16 protein-coding genes, 1 tRNA gene and 1 pseudogene are annotated in these 22,140 nt (G+C 61.8%); 9 read left to right on the forward strand and 9 right to left on the reverse strand.

Annotated features, from left to right (window positions below; all coding sequences use genetic code 11):
- Position 1 precedes the first annotated feature (1 nt).
- Entirely contained in the window at positions 2 to 709 is a 708-nt protein-coding gene (locus QZ638_RS03135) for a nitroreductase (RefSeq protein WP_295806738.1), read from the reverse strand.
- A 196-nt stretch (positions 710 to 905) separates the two neighbouring features.
- On the opposite strand from QZ638_RS03135, the gene QZ638_RS03140 reads away from it, so the two are divergent.
- Positions 906 to 2,108 carry an aminotransferase class I/II-fold pyridoxal phosphate-dependent enzyme gene (locus QZ638_RS03140; RefSeq protein WP_295806740.1) on the forward strand — a complete coding sequence of 401 codons (1,203 nt, stop codon included), beginning with the start codon at positions 906 to 908 and terminating at the stop codon, positions 2,106 to 2,108.
- A 29-nt stretch (positions 2,109 to 2,137) separates the two neighbouring features.
- Here QZ638_RS03140 and QZ638_RS03145 read toward each other — a convergent pair whose 3' ends face one another.
- The 3 genes from QZ638_RS03145 to QZ638_RS03155 form a co-directional block, all read right to left on the reverse strand.
- Complete coding sequence (locus QZ638_RS03145; RefSeq protein ID WP_295806742.1) at positions 2,138 to 2,320, reverse strand: DUF3008 family protein; 183 nt, start codon at positions 2,318 to 2,320, stop codon at positions 2,138 to 2,140.
- A 66-nt stretch (positions 2,321 to 2,386) separates the two neighbouring features.
- Positions 2,387 to 4,489: a 3-hydroxyacyl-CoA dehydrogenase NAD-binding domain-containing protein gene (locus QZ638_RS03150; protein ID WP_295806745.1), complete on the reverse strand. Its 2,103-nt coding sequence runs from the start codon at positions 4,487 to 4,489 to the stop codon at positions 2,387 to 2,389.
- Positions 4,489 to 5,754 carry an acetyl-CoA C-acetyltransferase gene (locus QZ638_RS03155; protein WP_295806776.1) on the reverse strand — a complete coding sequence of 422 codons (1,266 nt, stop codon included), beginning with the start codon at positions 5,752 to 5,754 and terminating at the stop codon, positions 4,489 to 4,491. The genes QZ638_RS03150 and QZ638_RS03155 overlap by 1 nt, the downstream gene beginning before the upstream one ends.
- A gap of 558 nt (positions 5,755 to 6,312) precedes the next feature.
- Here QZ638_RS03155 and QZ638_RS03160 point away from each other — a divergent pair.
- Positions 6,313 to 8,178 (forward strand): autotransporter assembly complex family protein, encoded by a 1,866-nt coding sequence (locus QZ638_RS03160; RefSeq protein WP_295806778.1) that lies wholly within the window; start codon positions 6,313 to 6,315, stop codon positions 8,176 to 8,178.
- Positions 8,179 to 8,225: 47 nt separating this feature from the next.
- Positions 8,226 to 12,794 carry a translocation/assembly module TamB domain-containing protein gene (locus tag QZ638_RS03165; protein ID WP_295806781.1) on the forward strand — a complete coding sequence of 1,523 codons (4,569 nt, stop codon included), beginning with the start codon at positions 8,226 to 8,228 and terminating at the stop codon, positions 12,792 to 12,794.
- A gap of 164 nt (positions 12,795 to 12,958) precedes the next feature.
- Here QZ638_RS03165 and QZ638_RS03170 read toward each other — a convergent pair whose 3' ends face one another.
- The 3 genes from QZ638_RS03170 to QZ638_RS03180 form a co-directional block, all read right to left on the reverse strand.
- Positions 12,959 to 13,609 (reverse strand): protein-L-isoaspartate(D-aspartate) O-methyltransferase, encoded by a 651-nt coding sequence (locus QZ638_RS03170; protein ID WP_295806748.1) that lies wholly within the window; start codon positions 13,607 to 13,609, stop codon positions 12,959 to 12,961.
- 168 nt (positions 13,610 to 13,777) lie between these two features.
- Positions 13,778 to 13,853: transfer RNA gene (locus QZ638_RS03175), tRNA-Lys, on the reverse strand.
- A gap of 106 nt (positions 13,854 to 13,959) precedes the next feature.
- Positions 13,960 to 14,877: a PhzF family phenazine biosynthesis protein gene (locus tag QZ638_RS03180; RefSeq protein WP_295806750.1), complete on the reverse strand. Its 918-nt coding sequence runs from the start codon at positions 14,875 to 14,877 to the stop codon at positions 13,960 to 13,962.
- A gap of 129 nt (positions 14,878 to 15,006) precedes the next feature.
- On the opposite strand from QZ638_RS03180, the gene QZ638_RS03185 reads away from it, so the two are divergent.
- Genes QZ638_RS03185 through QZ638_RS03195 form a run of 3 tightly spaced genes read left to right on the forward strand, consistent with a single transcriptional unit; the run spans position 15,007 to position 18,163 of the window.
- The gene (locus QZ638_RS03185; RefSeq protein WP_295806753.1) at positions 15,007 to 16,242 is read left to right on the forward strand and encodes an efflux RND transporter periplasmic adaptor subunit; all 1,236 of its coding nucleotides are present in this window, start codon (positions 15,007 to 15,009) and stop codon (positions 16,240 to 16,242) included.
- A complete protein-coding gene (locus QZ638_RS03190; protein WP_295806755.1) occupies positions 16,239 to 16,955 on the forward strand; it encodes an ABC transporter ATP-binding protein in 717 nt (238 codons plus the stop codon). Before QZ638_RS03185 ends, QZ638_RS03190 begins: the two co-directional genes overlap by 4 nt.
- Positions 16,955 to 18,163, forward strand: a complete 1,209-nt coding sequence (locus tag QZ638_RS03195; protein ID WP_295806758.1) for an ABC transporter permease — start codon at positions 16,955 to 16,957, stop codon at positions 18,161 to 18,163. Before QZ638_RS03190 ends, QZ638_RS03195 begins: the two co-directional genes overlap by 1 nt.
- Before the next feature lie 77 nt (positions 18,164 to 18,240).
- Here QZ638_RS03195 and QZ638_RS03200 read toward each other — a convergent pair whose 3' ends face one another.
- Positions 18,241 to 19,356, reverse strand: a complete 1,116-nt coding sequence (locus tag QZ638_RS03200; RefSeq protein WP_295806760.1) for an endonuclease/exonuclease/phosphatase family protein — start codon at positions 19,354 to 19,356, stop codon at positions 18,241 to 18,243.
- A gap of 186 nt (positions 19,357 to 19,542) precedes the next feature.
- On the opposite strand from QZ638_RS03200, the gene QZ638_RS03205 reads away from it, so the two are divergent.
- Together QZ638_RS03205 and QZ638_RS03210 are read left to right on the forward strand one after the other, a co-directional pair.
- Positions 19,543 to 19,992: a BA14K family protein gene (locus tag QZ638_RS03205; RefSeq protein ID WP_295806763.1), complete on the forward strand. Its 450-nt coding sequence runs from the start codon at positions 19,543 to 19,545 to the stop codon at positions 19,990 to 19,992.
- Between the two features lie 162 nt (positions 19,993 to 20,154).
- On the forward strand, positions 20,155 to 20,697 hold the full coding sequence (locus QZ638_RS03210) for a BA14K family protein (protein ID WP_295806766.1): 543 nt from the start codon (positions 20,155 to 20,157) through the stop codon (positions 20,695 to 20,697).
- Positions 20,698 to 20,724: 27 nt separating this feature from the next.
- Here the strand turns inward: QZ638_RS03210 and QZ638_RS03215 are convergent, their stop codons facing one another.
- Positions 20,725 to 21,534, reverse strand: a complete 810-nt coding sequence (locus QZ638_RS03215) for an AraC family transcriptional regulator (RefSeq protein ID WP_295806768.1) — start codon at positions 21,532 to 21,534, stop codon at positions 20,725 to 20,727.
- Between the two features lie 174 nt (positions 21,535 to 21,708).
- Here QZ638_RS03215 and QZ638_RS03220 point away from each other — a divergent pair.
- A pseudogene (locus tag QZ638_RS03220) lies at positions 21,709 to 22,140 on the forward strand (phytanoyl-CoA dioxygenase); the annotation flags it as partial.

Consider the following 22,140-nt stretch of genomic DNA (forward strand, 5'->3'; position numbering starts at 1 on the left):
GTCAGCGCACGAAAGAGACGAACTCCTCGAGCGGGGCACGCTCGCTGCGCAAAGCGTTTTCCGGCTTCGAGGCATCCTCATAGCCAAGCGCCATGCCGCAAACCACGATCTCCTCGCCGGGAATACCGAGGATCGGGCGGATCTGTTTGTGATAGGGAGCGAAAGCGGCCTGCGGACAGGTGTGAAGATCGCGCCCGCGCGCGGCGATCATCACCGACTGCACGAACATTCCCAGGTCGATCCAGGAGCCCTTGTTCAACCGCCGATCAATGGTGAAAATCAGGCCGACAGGCGCATCGAAAAAGGTGAAATTCCGGTCGTGCTGCGCGCGCATGCGCTCCACTTCGCGCCGGCCGATGCCCAAAAGGCTGTAGAGCGCGTAACCGACCGCGCGGCGACGCGCAAGATAAGGTTCGAAGAACTTGTCGGGGTAGTATTTGTATTCGTCCCACTCGATTTTTTCCGGTCGCACGCCCGAGGACAGGATCGCATCGGAAAGCGCCTGCTTGCGTTCGCCGGAAACCACATAAACCTTCCAGGGCTGCATGTTGGTACCGGAGGGCGCACGTGCGGCAACGCGAAGAATATCCCTGATCGTCTCTTCATCGACGGGGTTCGGCAAAAAGGCACGCACCGAGCGGCGCGTCAGCATCGCCTCGTCGACAATCTCCGGAATGGACAATTCATTCTTCTTTTCGGGGGCCAACATGCCGCTATCCTTCCTGACAATCCTCAACGACGCGCGATAATGCCCCCTGCATCAATACCACCATCCAACCAGGACCAACTGTACCGCGTCACTGCGCTGTTCTCACCTCGGCCCATTTGCTAAAAGGCCGACCGATGCGCCGGTCCTCGTAGTCGAAGGACCTCCCTTTTTCAAGTCGAATGCCAAGAGCCCCTCAATGCCCAAGCCCTCCTCACGCATTTCCGGCATCGTTCCCTCCGGCAAGAACGGTTGGGAAATCCACTTTGCCGCAATGACCCGCAAGCAGGCAGGTGAAAACGTAATCATGCTGTCCGTCGGCGATCACGATTTCGACACGCCCAGCGAAACGGTCGAAGCCTGCGTCCAGGCCGTGCGCGGCGGCCATCATCACTACACGCAGCTTCCGGGACTGCCACGGTTGCGTGCCGCACTGGCAGCACTGTCCCAAGAATGCACCGGACTGGAAACGGACGCCGACGAAATCATGGTCACCATAGGCGGCCAGGGCGCGCTTTATGCGGCCTTCCAGGCCGTCCTCGACCCGGGCGCGCATGCGGTGATCGTCTCACCCTATTACGCCACCTATCCAGGCACGGTGCGCGCCGCCGGCGGCCGCTACACCGAGATCGCAACACACGCGGAGAACAATTTCGAGCCCAGCCTCGAGGAGATCGAAGCGGCGCTCGAGGCCGATACCCGCGCCATTTTGATCAACTCACCGAACAATCCCACCGGCGCGGTCTATTCGCGCCAGACAATCGAGCGGATTGCCGAAATCTGCCGCGAACGTGACCTGTGGCTGTTGTCGGACGAAGTCTACTGGACCATCCGCTCCGACAAAGAGCACATTTCGCCACGCATTCTGCCGGGAATGAAAGAGCGGACGCTGGTCATCAATTCGCTGTCGAAAAGCCACGGCATGACCGGCTGGCGCGTCGGCTGGTTGACCGGTCCCGCCGAGATGATCGCAGTCATGACCAATCTCAACCTCGTCGCGACATACGGTCTACCCGATTTCACCTCGCATGCAGCCATCGCCGCCGCCGAAAACGCGTTTGGCGTGCGCGAGATCGCCGAGCTTTACGCCAACCGCCGCGAAACCTTTCTCAGCGCGGTCCACGGTATGAACGGCATCATCGTGCGCGGCTCTGAGGGCGGTATGTATGTCATGCTCGACATTCGGGCCGTCGAAGAGGATTGCGAGAAATTCGCCTGGGAACTCCTCAACGACGAAGACGTCGCGGTCTTGCCGGGCGCCAGCTTCGGCGATGCGGCCAAAGGGCATATCCGCATTTCCATGTGTCAGGACGAAGAGACGCTTCGAGAAGCGGCCAGGCGCTTGCAACGCTTTGTTGCCGCCAGACTGGGTGAGCCAAGCCAAGGCGTCGCCGCCTCCTGAAACATCGCGAGGCGCGGCTAAGACGCGCCTCAGTCCTTCTCCTCCGGCAAGCCTTTGCGGCTGGTTTCAGCGAGTTCTTCCAGTTCCGCCTCGCTCATACTCTCGTACATCTCCCGCGACGCACCCTGAAGTTCGGACTTGGGCATTTCGCCGCGTTTGGCCGCCAGGGCAGCCCCCGCGGCCTTCTGCTGCGCCTTGGATTTTGCAGGCATTGTCGACTCCTTTGCTCTTCTATACAGAAGAACAAGCCTGCACCGGCGTTCGGGTTCCCTCTCCCTTCAGCTCACCGGCAACTTCATCCAATGCGGATCGGGGGCAAAGCGGTCGCCATACTTCTCCTGAAGGCGTTCGAGCACCGCTATGATCTCCGCGAAACCTCGCGCGCGGGCATAATGCAGCGGTCCGCCGCGAAACGGCGCAAAACCGGTGGCGAAGATCATCGCTCCTTCAAGCGTTTTCTCATCGGCCACAACACCTTCGCGCAGGCAGGTCACGCATGTGTTCAACATGGGCAGGATCAACCGGTCGGTCATGGCCGGGTGCGGCGCCAGACGTTTTTGGCTCTTTTTGGGGCGCCCCTTATCGTCATACGCGTAGAGCCCCTGCCCGGCCTTGCGACCGGTACGCCCCTCGGCCACCATCTTCTCGAGCCATTCGGGCACGTCCGGCTGCGGCGTGTCGAGACCGGCTTTCAATGTGCGAGCCACCTCCAGACAGATATCCAACCCAACGCGATCGGCAAGCTCGATGGGTCCCATGGGCATCCCGAACGATTCCGCCGCCTGGTCGATGGTTTCCTTGCGGACCCCCTCGTCCAGCATCACGAAAGCCTCGCTGAGATACGGCGTCAAAACCCGGTTAACGAGGAAACCGGGCGAACTCTTTACCGGCGCGGGAAGACGGTCAATGGAACCGCAAAACGCCGCCAGACGCTCCCGTGCATTCCGCGAAGCCTTGTCGTGCGACACAATCTCCACGAGCTCCATGCGCGCCACCGGGTTGAAAAAATGCAGCCCGATCAGCCGCTCGGGAAACGGAACGGCCGCACACAGCGCATCGAGGGGGATGCTCGACGTGTTTGTCGCCAGTATCGCCTTCTTTTTCATGAGCGGTGCGACCGCCTTGAAAACCTTGCGCTTGATATCGGCCTTTTCCGCCACCGCCTCGATCACGAGATCGGCCTGACGGGCACCGTCGCCCGAGAAATCCATAATCAACCGATCGAAGGCATCGCGGCGGTCCATGTCGGAGTGCAGGCGCTTATCGAACAAATCCCCGGCGCGCCGGTTGGCCGCGGCGAGCGCCGTTTCATTGAGATCGGTGAGCGTCACCCGCAACCCGCGCGCCGCACACCAGGCAGCAATGTCACCGCCCATGGTGCCTGCCCCTATAACGTGAACATGGGCAATGCCGCTGTCACCCTTGCCCTTGGCCTTCAGAGCTTCGCGCAGGAAAAAGACGTGAATCAGGTTCTGGGCCGTTTCGCCGGTCAAAAGACTTGCGAAGGAGCGGATCTCCTCCTTTTGCCTCAAGGCCTTTTTCCTGCCGCCATGCCGCTCCCACAGATCGATCAAGCGATGAGGTGCTGGATAGTGCTCTTCCGGCGCGCGTTTTGCGGTCGTGGAACGCATCTTGCGCGCCGCGATGCCACGAAGCGGTTGCATCCCGCGCAACGCCCCACCCCCACGGCGCCTCCCGAACTTGCGTCCCAGCAGCGTCCTGACCGCATTGTCGACATGCCGTTCCTCGACCACGGCGTCGACCAGGCCCAGCTTTTTTGCCTTTCCGGCATGAGCGGATTTGCCGGTCAACATCATCTTCATGGCCTCGATCGGATCGATCAGTTCCGGCAGGCGGACCGTGCCTCCCAATCCCGGATGAAGCCCCAAAAGCACTTCGGGAAAGCCGAACATCGCTCCCTCGATGGCGATCCGAATCTTGCAGGCAAGCGCCAGTTCGAGACCGCCGCCGAGACAATGGCCATGAATGACCGCCACCGTCGGCATGGGCAGCGCCTCCAATCGATCGACGATTTCGTGGGCGCGCGTCATCCGGGCTTCGACCGCCGCGGTCTCCGTAACTCCGGAAAAGTCCCGGATATCGGCACCGGCTATGAAGCCACCCGGTTTGGCGGATCGAATGACGAGCGCTTTTGGCTTCAAAGCGTCGATTTTCTCAAGCAGGGTTTCCAGTTCGGCCATCACCTCCTCGGAAAGCGTGTTCGTGCTTTCCTCGGCGCGGTCGAGCACCAGCCATGCGATGTCATCCGCATCCTGTGCCAACGTCCAATGCGTGGTTTTCTGCACACGCTTGGTTCCGGTACCCAGCGCGAGCAGGCGATGGGCCAGATATTCACCGGCCGGCGTTTTCCGATCAGCCATCACACCACCTCCACAAGCATGGCGCCGCCAAGACCGCCACCAATACACTCGGTCGCGACACCGCGCTTTTGTCCGCGTTTGCGCATCGCGTTCATAAGATGAAGCACGATCCGGTTTCCACTGGTGCCCACCGGATGCCCGAGGCTGATCGCACCTCCATCCACATTAAGGCGATTCCGCTCGATCCTCCCGAACGGCTTGTCCAACCCAAGCACCTCGCGGCAGTAATCCGCATCTTCCCAGGCCGCCAGACAGGCGAGAACTTGCGCCGCAAAGGCCTCGTTCAGTTCCCAAAGATGAATATCTCCACGTGTCAGTTCGTGGCGCTGAAGCAAAGCGGTCGAGCACAGCGTGGGGCCCAGCCCCATGATCGAGGGATCGAGCGCCGACCACTCGCTGTCGACGATCCGCGCCAAAGGCGTAAGCTTGTGCTTTTTCACAGCCGCCTCGGATGCCAGAACGACCCAGGATGCACCATCGGTGATCTGCGAGGAGTTCCCGGGTGTCACGCGGCCATAAGGGCGCTCGAATGCCGGTCTGAGCCTGGCAAGCCGTTCAATCGACGTGTCGGGCCGAACCCCGTCGTCATGATCGTAGAGTTCGCCGTCACGGGATACCGCCGGAACCACCTCTCCGCTGAGCGCGCCGTTCTTCTGTGCCTTCGACAGACGCTGATGGCTTTCCAGCGCATAGGCGTCCGCCGCCTCGCGGGATATGTTGAAGATGTGGCCGATTTTCTCGGCCGTCTGCCCCATATTGAGCTGGGTAACCGGGTCGGTCAGCCCGCGCTCGAGACCGATTACCGGTTGTAGCATCCGCATCTTGAAGGCCCGCAATGCGGCGAGCTTTTCAAACCACGTCTTGGCGAAAGCGAATCGGCCGAACCAAGCCGCTCCCTCCTGTGGCCAGACCAGCGGCGCATGCGAGAGCGCTTCTGCTCCACCGGCAAGAATCAGATTGGCTTTCCCGGACTGAATGGTGCGAAATGCCGTGTCGATGGACTGCATTCCCGAGCCGCAATTGATCTGCACCGTGAAGGCCGGCATCGCATCCCCCATGCCGAGCCGCAGTGCAGCCACCCGTGCCGGGTTCATCTCGTCAGCGATGACGTTGACGCAGCCGAGAATGACCTTGTCGAAACTGTCCGGAGAGAATGGCTGTCGCGCCAAAAGCGGCCGGCCACACTGGACGGCCAAATCCACCGGCGTGAACGGTCCGGGCTTTCCGCGCGCTCTCAGAAACGGGGTTCGCGCACCATCAACGATGAAGACGGGCCGCCCCGATGCCCCGCCGTTGCGGGCTTTTTGCGGTCGTCGCGAGGGCGTTCTTCCATGTCTTGCAGCGGGGGACACTTCAGACGCAGCCGCCGCGCGCTCTACAGCCTCCGCTGCCTGCGAAGATGCTTTCGCATCCTGCTGCTTGCCGGGATCGGACTCTTGCTGTCGGGATCGTTGTGCCCTGCGACACGCACCTCATTTTTACCAACCAAACGATCATCGATTGTTCAGCGTCGCTCCCCTGTCGGAGCGTCATTGTCTTCGCTGAAACAACCGTTCACTTCCTTCCTAGTTCCAGATTCGGCTTCATTCCCAATAACGCCAGCTTTAAGCCATATTTGTCGGGCCAGACCTTTGAGCTGCATTGGCCGCAACCGTGGTTTGTGATTTAACCGCACTGTTTGCAGCATAGGGGCGATGAGCGTTAACGTCACGGCAAGGCCGATGACCGACACTTCGTCTTGAAAATGGGAGACGGGTTTGAGTGAAATCGACGTGAGACCGTCGATGTGTCGGCGTTTGCACGGGCCATTAGCGCTCGCCCTCATGCTCGCCTTCTCGAACGTCTCCGCAAACGCCTTCGAACTCTTCGGGATCAAGCTCTTCGGCAAGGACAAAGCCGCAGAGGAGCCCGACACGATCGGCGAACCATGGAACTACACCGTTGAATTCGTGCTTCCCCACGGGGCCGACGATACCGAAAAAAAGCTCAAGGGTGCCTCCTCGGTATGGGCGGATCGTGAAAAGCCGGCTTCCGGCGCCGCCGGCCTGATCGTCAAGGCGCGCAGCGACTACCGCCGCCTGCTGAACACGCTCTACGGATCGGCGCTTTACGGCGGCTCGATCAGCATCACCATCGATGGGCAGGAGGTTTCCGACCTGCCGATCGATGCCGCCATAGCGAATCCCGCCAGCGTCCGAATCGTCGTGGATCCCGGCTCGGTTTTTCATTTCAGTCAGGCGCGCATCGTCAATCAAGCGCCACCGCCGCTGAAGCGCAATGACCGGGTGGAAGATCCCGCGAAAGAAGGTTTTCGCACCGGCGAAGTCGCGGCCTCTGGAACCATATTGAAGGCCGGCCGCCTCGCCGTCGAGGCATGGCGACATCAAGGACACGCAAAGGCCGAGGTTGTCCAACGTCGCGTCACGGCCGCACACGAGACCGACACGGTTGACGCGATCCTGACGGTGGAGCCCGGCCGCCGTGCCGCCTATGGCCAGGTGTCCGTCAGCGGCACCGAGCGCATGGACCCCGAATTCGTGGCGCGCCAGACAGGTCTGGTGCCCGGCCGCGAATACGATCCCGACGATCTGGAACGCGCCCGCCAACGCCTGTCGAAGCTGGATGTCTTCCGCTCCGCGCGAATCGAGGAAGCCGACGAGATCGGCGAGGGCGGCATTCTGCCGCTCGCCGTCATCGTCCAGGAACGCCTGCCACGCCGTTTCGGTGTCGGCGGCACCTACTCCACACTCGACGGGCTCGGCGTCCAGGCCTACTGGATGCACCGCAATCTGTTCGGTCGCGCGGAGCGTCTGCGATTCGAAGGACAGGTTTCCGGCATCGGCAACACGTTCAAGCCGGAGGATCTGACTTACCGGGTCGGCGCAACCTTTATCAAGCCGGGCGTATACACGCCCGATACCGACTTTCAGGCCTCGATCTTCGGCGACCGCGAGGTGCTGGAGCGGTACACACGGACCGCGGTCACCGCGGAGGTCGGCTTCCGGCATGAGTTCAGCGAAGAATTCTCAGGAAGCCTTTTCGCCAATGCGGGCCGCGCTCGCTTCGAGGACGATTTCGGCACACGCGACTTCACGACCGTCGGCCTTGCCGGCACATTGACCTATGACAGCCGCGACAACCCGGCCGACGCCACGGAGGGGTACTTCGCCGAATTGTCGCTCGAACCCTTCTATGAGATGGAATACCGCAATCTGGCCGCCCGCATGCTGCTGGAAGGCCGGGCCTATTACGACTTCGGCAGCGAGGGTCGCTTCGTCATGGCGGGACGCGCCAAGATCGGCGCGCTGGTCGGCGCTCCGATTGCCGAAACGCCGCCGGACAAACTGTTCTTCGCAGGCGGCGGCGGCTCCGTGCGCGGCTATGCCTACCGCAATATCGGCGTCGAAACGCCGAACGGCATTGCCGGCGGGCGCTCGCTGATGGAGGCCTCGGCCGAATTGCGCGCCCGTGTGACGGGTTCGATCGGCGTTGTCGGTTTCATCGACGCCGGCACGGTGGGGGCCGAATCCTTCCCCGATTTTTCGGAGGATGTCAGGATCGGTGTCGGCGCCGGCTTGCGTTATCTTACTCCCTTGGGTCCCGTGCGCCTGGATGTCGCCGTGCCGCTCGACCGGCGCGACGGCGATCCGAGCGTCGCCTTTTACGTCGGAATAGGACAAGCGTTTTGATCCGCTTTTTCGCAGCTCTGACTCTTCTGTTCGTCCTGCTGCCCGCAATGGCTCAGGACACGCCCAGCGAGAACACGCCCGAACAGGAGCGCTCGTTCTTCACCCGGCTCCTGGAAGAGCAGCTTTCCACACCAAACCGGCAGATCCGTATTTCCGGCATCCAGGGCGCGCTCTCGTCGCAGGCGACCATCGGTCAGATCACCATTGCCGACCGCGAAGGCATCTGGCTGCGCATCAGCAACGCCTCCATCGACTGGAGCCGGTCCACGCTCCTGCTGCGGCAGCGTCTTGAAGTCCAACGCCTGGCAGCCGAAAGCATCGAGGTCGAGCGGCGCCCGCTGCCCGATGAGGGCCTGCCGGCACCCGAATCGCGCTCTTTCCAGGTTCCCGAACTGCCCCTCGCAGTCAATCTGGCCCAGTTGGAGATCGAAACGGCAACCTTTGGCGAAGGCGTCTTCGGGCTTGCCGCCCAACTCGCGCTTACCGGCGCGTTGAAAATCGACGGCGGAACGCTCGACACAAACTTCGATGTCAGACGGCTCGACGGGCCCGGCGGCCAGTTTGCGCTCAATGCCGCCTTCTCCAATGAAACCGAAGAACTCGATCTCGACCTTGTTCTCGACGAGCCTGCGGACGGCGTTGTCGCCAACCTTCTCAACGTGCAGGGACGTCCGCCGCTGAAACTGACCATCGCCGGCAGCGGCCCGCTCAGCGCGCTCGATGTGAAACTCGCGCTTGAGGCCGACGGCGTTCCCGCCTTCGGCGGCACGGCACGATTGCGCGAGCGCGACGAGGGGCTCGGCTTTTCGGCCCGCCTCGCCGGTTCGATCGGCCGCCTCGTACCAGCCCAATTCCGCGATTTCTTCGGAGCCGGAACGCGAATCAACGTCAATGGCGTGTCGAAGAATGGCGGCGGGGTGCTGCTCGAAAACCTTGAGGTCTCCAGCGCCTCCATGCGCATCGAAGCCGCCGCGGAAACGGGCAGCGACAATTTTCTGACCGCCCTTTCCCTGCGCGCCAACGTCGCCGATCCCGAAGGCCGGCGCGTGCTGCTGCCCATTGCCGGTGGCGAAACGTCGCTGCAGTCGGCGAATTTCAACGTCACGTTCGGCGAAGCGGGATCGGAACGCTGGAACGGCGGTCTCGAAATGGACGGGCTGCAAACGGCCGAATTCGCGGCCGGAAAAACCACGCTCACGATGGGCGGTCTGGCCCAAAACCTCACCGATCCGGCACAGCGCCGGGTTAGCTTCGAGATCGACGGCGGGTTGACGCAGATCACCGCCAAACAGGCCAAAATCGCCGAAGCGCTCGGCGATGCCCTGACAATCGCCGCAGCGGGTGACTGGCGGGCAGGAAACCCTGTTACCGTCGACAATGCCAGCATCTCCGGCAATGGCCTGGAAACGGCCCTCAGCGGCGAGATCGACGAATTTGCTTTCACCGGCGACATCACGCTGAGCGCCGCCGATATCGCACCCTTCTCCGGCCTTGCGGATCAGGCACTGGGCGGCGCGGTCGACCTCACGGCGAGCGGCACGGTGCGCCCCGTCAGTGGAGCATTCGATCTCAATCTCGATGGCACGGCAACCGATTTGCGCATCGAGAATGAAGTCGCCGGAAACCTGCTTGCCGGCACCACACGCATCGAGGGCGGCGTTGCCCGAGGCAGCGACGGGCTGACCGCCCGCAATCTTCGGCTCGGCAACGACCAGTTCAACCTGCAAGCCGACGGCACCTTTGCAACGGGCACCGCGAATTTCCGCTTCGATGCAGCGCTTGAAAACATGGCGCTTCTTTCGGAAAACGCATCGGGCCGAGTGACGGCAGCGGGCCGTGCCGAGGGGGCGGACGGGCGCATTAACCTGACCTTCAAAGCGGACGCGCCGCGCGGCACCCTCTCCGGCCGCGACCTGAGCGACGCCACGCTCGGTTTCGACGGCCAGCTCGAAAAACAGGTTCTGACCGGCGCCATCGACGGCAACGCTTTTCTTGCAGGCGAACGCGTCGACCTGGCCAGTCGGATTGTGCTTTCGCCCGAGCAGCGGCAATTGACGGAATTCGCTTTCCGGGCCGGCGGCGCGACCGCGAGCGGCAATCTGATCCAGGACGTGAACAAGAACCTAATCGACGGGCGCGTGAATCTGGAAGCGGCCGACATATCGACGGCGGCGGCGCTTTTCCTGCGCGAAGCAACCGGCAGCGTGGAGGCCGATGTTTCCCTTTCTCCAGTCGATGAACGTCAGATCGCCGACGTCAACGCCACCATCCGCAATCTGGAGATCGAAGAGACGCGTGTCTCCAGCGCCACGGTTGCGGCCACCATCGAGGATCTGTTCGGGGTCCCGGCTGCCGTCGGTTCCATCACGGCGCGGGATGTCAGGGCCGGCGGAATCGCCATTACCCAACTCGACGCCAATGCGCGGCAGAACGGCGACGCTACGGATTTCGAGAGCTCGGCGCTGCTTAACCAGGGCACAAGGCTTGCAACCGAGGGCGCCCTGGCTCCCGAAGGCAATGGCTATCGCGTACGGCTCAGCCGCCTCAGCCTCGATCAGGGCACGGTCCGGGCACGTCTCGTCCAACCCACATCCCTGCTGGTGGAAGGCAATACGTTCACGCTCGATCCCTTGGAGATCGACGTCGCGGGCGGGCGCATCACCGCCGGCGGCAGGGTGGCCGACACGCTCGATCTCGCCGTCAACCTCCGGCAGGTTCCGCTGTCCATCGCCAACACGATCCAGCCCGACCTCGGTCTCGGTGGCACGCTCCACGGCAGCGCCGACATCAAGGGCACACGCGACGAGCCAGCGGTTGATTTCGACATCGAGGGGCGAGGCATCATCTCGACCGTTCTCAAACAGGCGGGACTGAGCGCGCTGACGGTAGACGCAAGCGGCACCAGCGACGGCAACCGGCTGACTGTCGATACCAGCGTCACCAGCCCTGAAGGGTTGAACGCCAGTGCGCGCGGCATCGTACCGTTCGACGACAGCCAGCTTTCCATGGATGTGGCCCTGAACGCGTTCCCGCTGGCCGCCCTCAACCGCGTTGTCCGTGGCCAGGACCTTGCCGGCCAGGTGACAGGCAGCGCCCGCGTAACCGGCACCCTCACAGCGCCGCAAGCCAGCTTCGACGTTCGCGCAAACGGCTTGCGTGCAGCGCCTTTGACAAATGCCGGGCTCGGCCCGCTGCAACTCGCAGCCAACGGTCGCTACGCCGACAACGCCGTGCAATTGAGCCGTCTGACCGCTGATGGCCCCTCCGGCCTCGGTGTCGAAGCGAGCGGGACGATACCGTTTTCCGGTTCCGGTCTCGGCATCAATGTGGCGGGCACCGCTCCCCTTTCCATTGCCAACCGTATGCTGGCCGACCGCGGCACGCAGCTTTCCGGCACCGCCACGGCCAATGTCCGCGTCTCCGGAGCGCTGGCCAATCCGGTCATAAACGGTACGATTTCCACCGCCAATGCGGCCGCCGTCGATCCGCTGACCAATCTGCGCATCAGCGATGTGCGGCTGGGGGCCACCGTCAATGGCGAACGCGTGTCAATTACAGAGGGATCGGCGGCGCTGTCGGCCGGCGGGCGGGTTTCGGTGTCCGGCACGATCTCCACCAATGCCCAGGCCGGTTTCCCGGCCGATCTCAGGATCGGGCTCGACAACGCCAGGCATACCGACGGCGAGATGGTAACGGCGACCGTGAACGGTGCCCTGTCCCTGACCGGTCCCCTCACCCGCGACCCGCTGCTCGCCGGCGAGGTAAACATCGAACGGGCCGAAATCATCGTCCCGGAAAATCTCGGCGGCGGGGCCGCGGCCATCGACGTACGCCACATCGATCCGCCGCCTGCCGTGCAGCGCACACTCGAGCGCGCGCGCGCCGACGATGGCACACCGATGCCGTCGTCGCGACCAAGCGTTATGAGACTCAACGTCAATGTGACCGCACCCGCCCGCATTTTCGTGCGCGGACGCGGCCTCGACGCCGAACTCGGAGGCTCGGTCCGGCTGACAGGCCCCGTGACGAACATCCAGCCGGTCGGCGGCTTCGAGCTCATCCGCGGACGCCTTTCCATCATCGGCCAGCGCATCACCTTTGACGAGGGCGAAGTGACACTTGTGGGCGATCTCGACCCACAGCTTGATTTTGTCGCCCGCTCGCGCGGGAACGACATCATTGTCTTCATCACTGTGCGCGGTCGCGTTTCCGATCTCAATATTGGCTTCTCCTCACAGCCGGAACTGCCGGAGGACGAAGTGCTGGCGCGCCTCATCTTCAACCGCGGCATCAACGAATTGTCGGCGGTGCAAATCGCGCAATTGGCAGCGGCGGCGGCCGAGCTTGCCGGCGGCTCCAACACATCCCTTCTGGGCTCATTGCGCGACGCGACAGGCCTCGACGATCTGGACGTCGTCACGGACTCAGAAGGCAACGCAGCCGTTCGCGCCGGGCGCTATATCCAGGACAATATCTATCTGGGCGTCGAGGCGGGCGCGAAGGGAACCACCCGTGGCACGGTCAATCTCGACATTACCGACGAGCTGAAGGCGCGGGGCGCGGTCGGATCCGACGGAAATTCAAGCCTCGGTATCTTCTTCGAGAAAGATTATTGAGTGGGTCAAAAGAAAGCCGGCCAGTCTCCTGGCCGGCAAACGGCGCGCTTGGTTCGGGTCGGGGGGATGGTGGGGGCGCGCCTTCAGCAAAAACACGCGCGGACGATAAAGGTTCCACACAAGGGGCTTTTTTTTCGGCCCGAAGGAATGTGCCGAAACATGTCCTATCGCCGCCAGCCCTGCGCGCCAATTAGCGGCACGAAGGAGACCGGCGCCAGCACCTCCGTGCGATACGTCTCGTCGTCCTCGCGAACGATGCAATTGAGCTGCTGCGGCCCAGAGGCCGAACCGACCGGCATGACGAGCCGCCCACCCGGTGCGAGCTGCGCACGCAGCGCCTCCGGCACACGCGGTCCCGCCGCTGCAATGATGATTGCATCGAATGGCGCCTCTTCGGGCAATCCCAGCGTACCATCGCCAACGGAAATGCTGACATTGTCGAGATAACCGCCCCTCGCCAGACGCTCGCGGGCTGAAATCGCCAATGCATCGTGCCGCTCTATGGAGAAGACATGGCCGACGAGCCGCGAAAGGATGGCTGTCGAGTACCCCGATCCGGTGCCCACTTCCAGAACGCGGCTCCTGTGTCCGAGATCGGCGGCTTCCGTCATCAAGGCAACGATATAGGGTTGAGAGATGGTCTGCCCGTCACCGATAGGCAACGCACCATCTTCATAGGCGAGTTCGACAAGGTGTGCCGGAACGAATAATTCGCGCGGCACCTCCGCCATAGCCTCAAGCACAGCGGCGGACGCGATGCCGCGCCGCTTCAATGTCGAAAGCATTTCGTTTCGACGGCTTGCCTCCCCATCCATGTCGTTCTCGCTGCTCACACCTGCCCGGCTCTATTGTTAGAGAACATCGAGCCTGCATAATGCCGCCAAAAGGGGCTGACCGTCCATCCTCGATACCAAGATGTGATGCAGGCAAACACGCCAAATCGTGGGTGCGCGCCTGCAAACTCATGATGTCTGTGAGGAAGATGGTGGGTGATACAGGGCTCGAACCTGTGACCCGCTGATTAAGAGTCAGCTGCTCTACCAACTGAGCTAATCACCCGACCGTCTGGCGCAGCGAGAAGCTCACCGCCAACCGAATGTCCGGCTCCATAAACGGTTTCGCGCATGCATGCAAGACACTCCGACATGAGTTTGTCACTTATTGCTCAAATGAACAGCCGACCCTCCGCAACGCGCACCGCATGACCACCGATGCGGACAGCGTCGATCGCGCCGCCATGCACGTCGACCTCTAAGCGTATGCTCGAAGGGCGGCCCATTTCGATACCCTGCTCGATCAGGAAACCGTGCGAACCGTCAACGGGTGCGTCGTATTGCATGATGGCCCCGGCAAAAGCGGCGGCGGCCGAACCCGTGGCCGGATCTTCGGCAATCCCGTCGTCAGGCGCGAACATGCGCACATGAAACGCGTGATCGTGATTCACCGTCTCCCTACAATAAACGTAAGGAAAGGGAGCCGGCCCTTCCAGTTCGGGCATCAGCGAGCGCCATAGCGCCGCGTCGAGCCTAGCCCGCCCGGCCACGTTCAGATCGGCAACCGGAACACAGACATAGGGCACACCGGCGCTCCAGGTGCTAATCGTATGATTCTCGAAGCCGATCTCGTGGTAGCCGAGCCCCAGGGAGGCTGCGACAGCTTCCGGCTCGATCGAAACGGGCAGCATTTCGGGGAGTCGCGGGAGGTCGAACTCGGCATACGCCGCTCCCTTTCCCGCAGACACGGCGCACCGCACCGCGCCTACCCGTTCCTCCAGCATCAATATCGAAGTCTGCGCGGTGCCATCACCGGTTCCCTCGTGCTGCACCAGCGCCACGGCCGCTCCCACCGTCGGGTGCCCGGCGAACGGCAATTCGGTCCGCGGTGTGAAAATGCGCAGCCGGGCGGTGTGGTTCTTCTTTTCGGGCGGCAGGACGAACACGGTCTCGGAAAGATTGAACTCTCGCGCGATGCGTTGCATCGCACCTTCATCTAGCCCTTCGGCATCGAGCACGATGGCCAGCGGATTTCCCGTTAGAACGCTATCGGAAAAAACGTCGTAAATATAATAGTTTCGTCCAGACATCTCGCCTCTCGCAAAAACCCTCGCCGATCCGGAGAAAATGGCGATCCGGCGGCAGTCTCGCCATTTTTTATCCACTTTCCTCATAGCACGTCACCGGAACGGGGGCGCGCTGGAAACAACCGAGCATCCATGAAAACGACAGCCCGCGAACCGGACGGGTTCGTATCGACAATCGCTCAAGGCTCCAGCCCCACAGCCAAGCCTCCTCGAAAACGCCGCTGCTGGCCGCTTCTGCTGCCGGTGGGAGGCCTGCTGGCGGCAGGAATCTGGTTCTTTTCGGGCATTCAGACGGTTCAAACGGGTGCGACCTATCAAAGCCGTCCGGTGGAGCGCGGGAATCTCGTGATCCGTGTGGCGACCACCGCGATGCTGCGGCCACGCACCCAGATCGAGATTTCAAGTGAACTCAAGGGGACGGTGCAGCGCGTACCGGTGCGGCAGAACCAGCGTGTCAGTCGGGGCGATGTGTTGGCGCAACTCGATGCCACAATCTTCCGGCATCAGGTCGACCGTGCGGCAGCTCTGGCAGACGGAGCCCTGGCAAGCCTGGCGGATGCACGGATCACGCAGGGTGAAGCGGAACGAAAGCTTACGCGGGCAAAGGCGCTCAGATCGAGAAATGCGCTCAGCCAACAGACGCTGGAAGACACGCAGGCCGAGTTCGATCGCGCCGTCAATCGCGTCGCCGCCGCGACGGCCGATCTCGCCGCCAAACGAGTGGAGCTCACACTTAAACGCTTCGATCTCAACCGTACGACAATCCGCTCACCGATCGACGGTGTCGTGCTGGCACGCAAAGCCGAACCTGGCAGAACCATTTTTGCCACCTCCGATGACGGCGTGCTTTTCGTCCTCGCCGAGGATCTGGAACGTATGGAGCTGATCGCCAGGATCAACGAAGCCGACATCGGCGCGATCGCGAAGGGGCAGCAGGCCACCTTCACAGTGGACGCCTACCCTGACCAGATTTTCAGTGCGACCATTCGCGATGTGTCCTTCGCCCACATCCGCGAAAACAACGTGGTCACCTATGAAGCCAATCTCGATGTCCGCAACGGCGACCTGAAACTACGTCCTGGAATGACGGCCTCTGTTTCCATCGGGATCGGCGAAGCGAACGAAGCCCTTCTTATTCCCGCAAGCGCGCTGCGCTATCGACCGCATGCGTTCCGTGAAGACCCGACCCAGGATGATTTTGAGGGAACGTGGGACACCGGTCTCGTCCATGTGCTCGATAAGGATGCGCCGAAGCCCGTGCGCGTGCGGCTCGGTGCGCGCGACTGGGAAAAAGTCGAAGTGCTTTCAGGCCTCGCGGAGGGTCAGAAAGTGATCACCGGCGACACGGCCGACGAGGCGCTCCAGTGACTGCGCCGTGCAAGGCCTCGACACTTCTCGCGTTCGACCGCGTATGGCGCAGCTACGGAAGCGGGCACACAAGCGTCGATGCGCTGGCGGATGTGAGCTTCGAAATCGTGCAAGGAGCTTTCGTCGCCGTGACCGGACCCTCCGGTTCGGGAAAGTCCACCGCGATGAACATTCTGGGCGGACTCGATGTTCCAACCCGTGGCGCCTATCGCTTCATGGGAACAGGCGTAAGCGCTTTCGACAAAGCCGGCAGGGCCGAACTGCGCAACAGGCATATCGGTTTTGTCTTCCAGGGCTACAATCTCCTGCCCCGCACAACCGCGCTCGAAAACATCGAGCTGCCGCTCGTCTATCGAGGTCTGTCAAAACGTATGCGCCGAGAAATGTCCAGAAAGGTACTGGATCAAGTCGGGCTCGGCGGACGCGGACACCACACACCGGCCGAACTCTCCGGTGGCCAACAGCAGCGCGTGGCGATCGCGCGGGCCTTGGTATCGGAGCCAACAGTGCTTCTCGCGGACGAACCCACAGGCAACCTCGACACCGAGCGAAGCCTCGAGATCATGGCACTTCTGACCGCGCTCAACCGAGAGCGTGAACTTACCACCGTCATGGTGACACATGAGGCTGGAATCGCTGCCTTTGCGGACCGGCGGATCGGCTTTCGCGACGGGCGCATCGCCTTCGATAACGATACGGCGCCGGGGATTTGATGTTTCTACAATCGGTTCATCTGGCACTGCGTACCATCGCGCGCAACAAGTTGCGCTCGGTTCTGACGCTTCTGGGCGTGATCATCGGCGTTGCCGCCGTGGTCGCGCTTGTAACCATCGGCAGAGGTGCCAGGGAAAGAATCCGCTCGGAATTGGCGGGCATGGGCACACATCTCATCTTTGTCTTCGCGGGCATGGTGCCCGACCCCTCATCGCCGAGCGTCGTCGAAGCGCAGCCGTTGACGAACGAACAATTCAACGGTCTGGCCAAAATCCTCGGCGCCCGAACTACGGTCGCGGCTCTGGCGGCAAGCCGTTTGCGCGTCTCCCATGGCGGACGAAGCATTTCTGCACCGGTCACGGGTGTGAACCAAAGCTATTTTGCATTGCGGGAGTGGACGCTCGAACGTGGTCGCCTCCTTTCCCCGTTGGAAACGGCAAGCAATGCAAGTGTCTGCGTGATCGGCAGTAAGGTGGCAAAATCTCTCTTCGGGCAGGAAAACGCAATCGGCGCGCGCATTCGCGTCGGACAGATTCATTGCCGTGTCGTCGGGGAACTCGCGGCCAGAGGAGCCACATTTTCCGGTGGACAGGACACGCTGGTGCTTCTGCCTCTTGGCCTGTTCCAGACCCGGCTCAGCGGCAAAGCCTATGTCGATCAGATATTGATCGGTTTGCACGGCGACGCGTCGATCGCGCCGACCAAGCTGAGGGTGATGGAGGAAATGCGCCGCCTGCGCCGCATCGGCCCAGCCCGCAACGACGATTTTCAGGTCGACGATATGACCGAATACATGCACCGGGCAAGCAGCGTCATAGACAACGTCACCGCGCTTCTAAGCTCAATAGCCGCGATCAGTCTTCTTGTCGGCGGCATCGGCATCATGAACATCATGCTGGTGTCGGTGAGCGAACGCACCCGCGAGATCGGCATCCGCATGGCCATCGGTGCGCGCGAGAACGATATTCTGGTGCAGTTCCTGACCGAGGCTTCGGTGCTGTCGCTACTGGGCGGATTGATCGGCATCGGGTTGGGCCTGACCGTTGCCTGGGCCGCGACCGTATTCATGGAGATAAGCTTCGTACCCGACCTTAAGGCGATCGCCTTTATCACGGCGATATCCATTATGATCGGAATGATTTTCGGTCTCTTCCCCGCCCTGCGTGGCGCACGGCTCGATCCCATCGAGGCGCTGCGGCATGAATGACCGGGCGCGAAACGCCGAGCGATGCCGTCAGGACAAACCCACCAGGCAATTAGACCCGACCAATCAGGCCCCACCAATTACGCAAGGTCGAGTTGAACGACGACCGGGCAGTGGTCGGAGGCCTTGGGTCGATCCCAGCCAATGCGCGGGAAACGGGGCACGTCCTGTTCAGGCGGAAATACGGTGCGCCAGGGTTGGCCTGCCCGGATGATGTCGGGCACCGTTCTGGCGTTTCGCCGCGCCAGCGCCCGGGAAGCGAGCAGATAATCGAGCTGGCATAGATGACGTTCTTCGGGACCACGCGTGTGATAAAGCGTCCAGCGGTCCATCTCGGGACGGCGCTCAACGAGATTTTCACAGAAACCGCCATCCGTCAGCGTGTTGACGCTGGAGAGAGATTCCTGCACGGGCTCGAACCGGTATCCCGCATGCGCCTCTCCAGAAATGACGACGCGTTCGCGATAGTCGTTCAGATCGCCGCAAACGACCCAGCGCTTATCGGCCGCCTTCTCGGCGCCACCGAAACGATCCTCGATTATCCGCCGGACCGCGGCCGCCTCCGCCATGCGCACCGGCATGGAGGCCGTGCGCCCGTCCAAACCGTTGCGCGGCGGGCTCATGGCTTTGAAATGCACGACATAGAGGGTCATGGGCCGGCCGCCTACCTTGATGTCGAGTTCCAGACAATCGCGGCGGAAAATGCGCTCCTGCGGCTCGATCTTGAGTTCGGCCAGCGCCTCGTTGTGCAAGTCGAGATCGGCGAAAGTCAAATGGGCGTGGCTGGTCATACGCACGAACTCGATCGGCTGGCCGTGCGCGGGTTCCGGCCGCATCATCACGGCCACATCGATGCCGCGTGAATCGTTTCCCGAAGCGGAATATTTCTCGCGGTAGCCACTGCCTATCATTTTGAAAAGATAGCCATATTCGAACGCCTTGAGCGCGGCGAGATTGTCGACCTCCTGAAGACACAGAATATCGGCGCGTGTCGCGGCGATGGCGAGCGCGGTCAATTGCCTGGCGTCGTCCGTCAATGCGACGGCGCGTGCCTGCTCGAGCGCACGGTAATGCGCCTCGTCCTCGATCTCATAGAGAGACAGGGCACGATCCCGGCGCAAATCGTTGCGATAACCGGAAAGATCGAACCGGTTCATCAGATTTTCGACGTTGAAGGTGGCGAGCCGGAGCGACATGCGAGCAGGTTTAACCGGCATAGCCGGGAATACAAGCCTGCGTTTCGCTAACCGTGCCGTGCAACGCTTCCATTCATCACACGTTCATGGAGAATATGATTGGTTTTGATACTATAAGCATAGATGACATCGCTTGAACGAAGGGATGAAGGGGCATCTCGGGGGTCTGGAAACCAGGAGACCATTATGAAACACGGACTGACTAAAATCGCCTGTTCGGGCCTGCTCGCCTTAGGCTTCGTTTTCGTTGGCGCGCCCGCAAACGCCAATGCGCTGGGTATCGCCAGCGGCGCGGCATCCAATGCGGTGGAGCGTTCGGCATCGGAAACACCGCTGGTTCAGGTCGACCGTCGCGACCGCAGGAAATGGCGCCGCCATCACGAGCGCCGCAAATGGCGCCGGCATCGCCCGCGCGCGGGCTTCTATCTGGAGTTCGGCCGCCCTGCTCCCTATTATCAGCGGCCCCGTTACGTTCGCCCGCGGCCTGTCCGGCCCCATTACGGCCGTCCGATGAGGCTGTCGCGAGCCCATGTGCGCTGGTGCTACAATCGCTATCGGTCGTACCGCGCCGCCGATAACAGCTTCCAACCCTATCATGGCCCACGCAGGCCCTGTATCTCACCCTATTACCGATAGGCGACTTCTGACTTGATCAAAATGGCGCGGCTCGGCCCGCGCCGTTTTTTCATGAGCAAAAGATCGCCAATCCGTCAAATTGCAAAAACTCTTACGACAATTGAACTTTTAAAGCCGGAACAAGCAATTACTCTCCAGAATTTCTATCTGGAGTTGCATAACATGTATTACTTGAAATTGCTTCCAATCGCCGCCCTTCTTCTGCTCAGTGTACAAAGCTCCGCCGCCGACGGCTTTTATCGCGTGGAGATCGATCGAACGTGCTCCGTCGGCTGGAACGAGCGCCGCGCGATGCGGAAACTTTTTCCCGGCCGGATGCAATTGACGCTAGGCGACATGCATCGCCGCCACTGGCGTGAACGCTGTCTGGCGCCCGACAGGCTACCCGAGCGCACAATCCCCTCCTGGTCGCGACGGTACGATCCCCATGGCCGCTTTGCGGGCTATTTCTACGGTTTCAATGACATTTACGGCCCGGGACGACCGATCCTGAGGCCGCGTTACGGCATACGGTCGTTTCACTGGCGCCCCGAGCGCAGACGCATACGCAAAAAGGCCGCCTCGCGCATCTACCCAAGCCACGATGCACGCGCAGCGCATCTGGCCTGGTGTCACAGCAAGTATCGCTCCTTCCGTGCGAGCGACAATACGTTTCAACCCTATCGCGGTGCGCGCAAACGATGCGTTTCGCCCTATGGCCGATAAGGTGCGCCTGTTCGCCAAGAAAGCCGGTCAGCCACGAAAAAGTGCCCGATAGGCACGCGGGGTCATGCCCCGAAGGGCCTTGAACTGACGGTTGAAATTGGCCAGGGCCCTGTAGCCGACCGCTTCGGCCACATAGCCGATCGGCTGGTCGCCGGACGAAAGCCGCGCACAGGCCTCGCCGATGCGCAGCCGCTTCACGTAATCGGAGATGCTGGTGCGCATATGGCGGCGAAACAGGCGATGCAGGCCGGACGCACTGAGCGCGGCGATCCCGGCAAGGTCCGCGTTGACAATCCCCGTGGCATAATGCGTGTGGATATGAACAAGGACACGGTCAATACGCTCGCGGTCCGCGCGATCGAGGTAGCGGGCGGCAACCGTGCTCGCCAGCGGCGTGGCTTCTCCATCCTCGGCCAGGACCAGAAGCACACGGATCAGCGTCAGAAAGCGCTCGGCGAGATCGGCCTCAAAGAGCGCTTCGATCATTGGCCGGGCGCGCATGGATGCCTGCGGCGAAAACGAAAGTCCGGCTTCCGCCCGCGCCAGAAGCCCGGCAATGGGCCGCAATTCGGCAAACCCCTCGCCCAACGTCTCGGCCCATTGGTGGTGAAACCACATCACCAGCGCGATATGGGGTTCTGCCGGATCGGGCCGGGCGCGCGAAGCCCAGGTGTGCGGCAGGTTCGCGCCCACCAGAACCAGATCGCCGTCACGGTATTCGCCCACGTGATCGCCGATGAAGCGCTGGCCCTCGGAATTGAGTGTCAGCGTCAGCTCGTATTCGGGGTGGTGATGCCATTGGAAAGGGATGCCGTCTTCTAGACGGCGGTTGAGCATGCTCCAGGATGCTCCCGGAACAACCGGCAATTTCTCGAGAAAGGGCCTCATACAGCGCCTTCTATAATAAGAACGCCATAATAATATCGATATTGGCCATGTCAGTACAACACCGCCCCTCGCAGACACGCTAGGGTTTTCGACAGGATCATGCATAATATCCGGGAGGAAACCATGCAGGAAGCAACCGTCAAACGCGACGCGCACCCGTCGTCCACGAAGGTCGGGGCGCAACTCAAGGACATCGAGAAGACCCTGCCGCTGCGCGTTCTGAGCGAGGGCGACTGGCAGCATTGGGTCACCAAAGGATATGTGATCGTACGGCAGGCGGTTCCACGCGAAAATGTCGAGCGGCTTGTCGACCTCCTGTGGGCGTTCGACGAGAAGGACCCGAACGACCAATCGACCTGGTACGCTCCACAGCGCCGTGAGCACAAGATGAAGGAGCTCAACAACACCGGCATGCTGGAGATCTACAATCATCAGTATCTGTGGGACAACCGCATGGCGCCGCGTGTCTATGAAGCTTTCGTCGACATCTGGGACCGCGAAGACCTTTGGGTGACCATCGACCGCGCCAATCTCAACGCGCCGAAGAAGAACCCG

The sequence above is a fragment of the uncultured Nitratireductor sp. genome, assembly GCF_913053745.1.
Lineage (GTDB): Bacteria > Pseudomonadota > Alphaproteobacteria > Rhizobiales > Rhizobiaceae > Nitratireductor.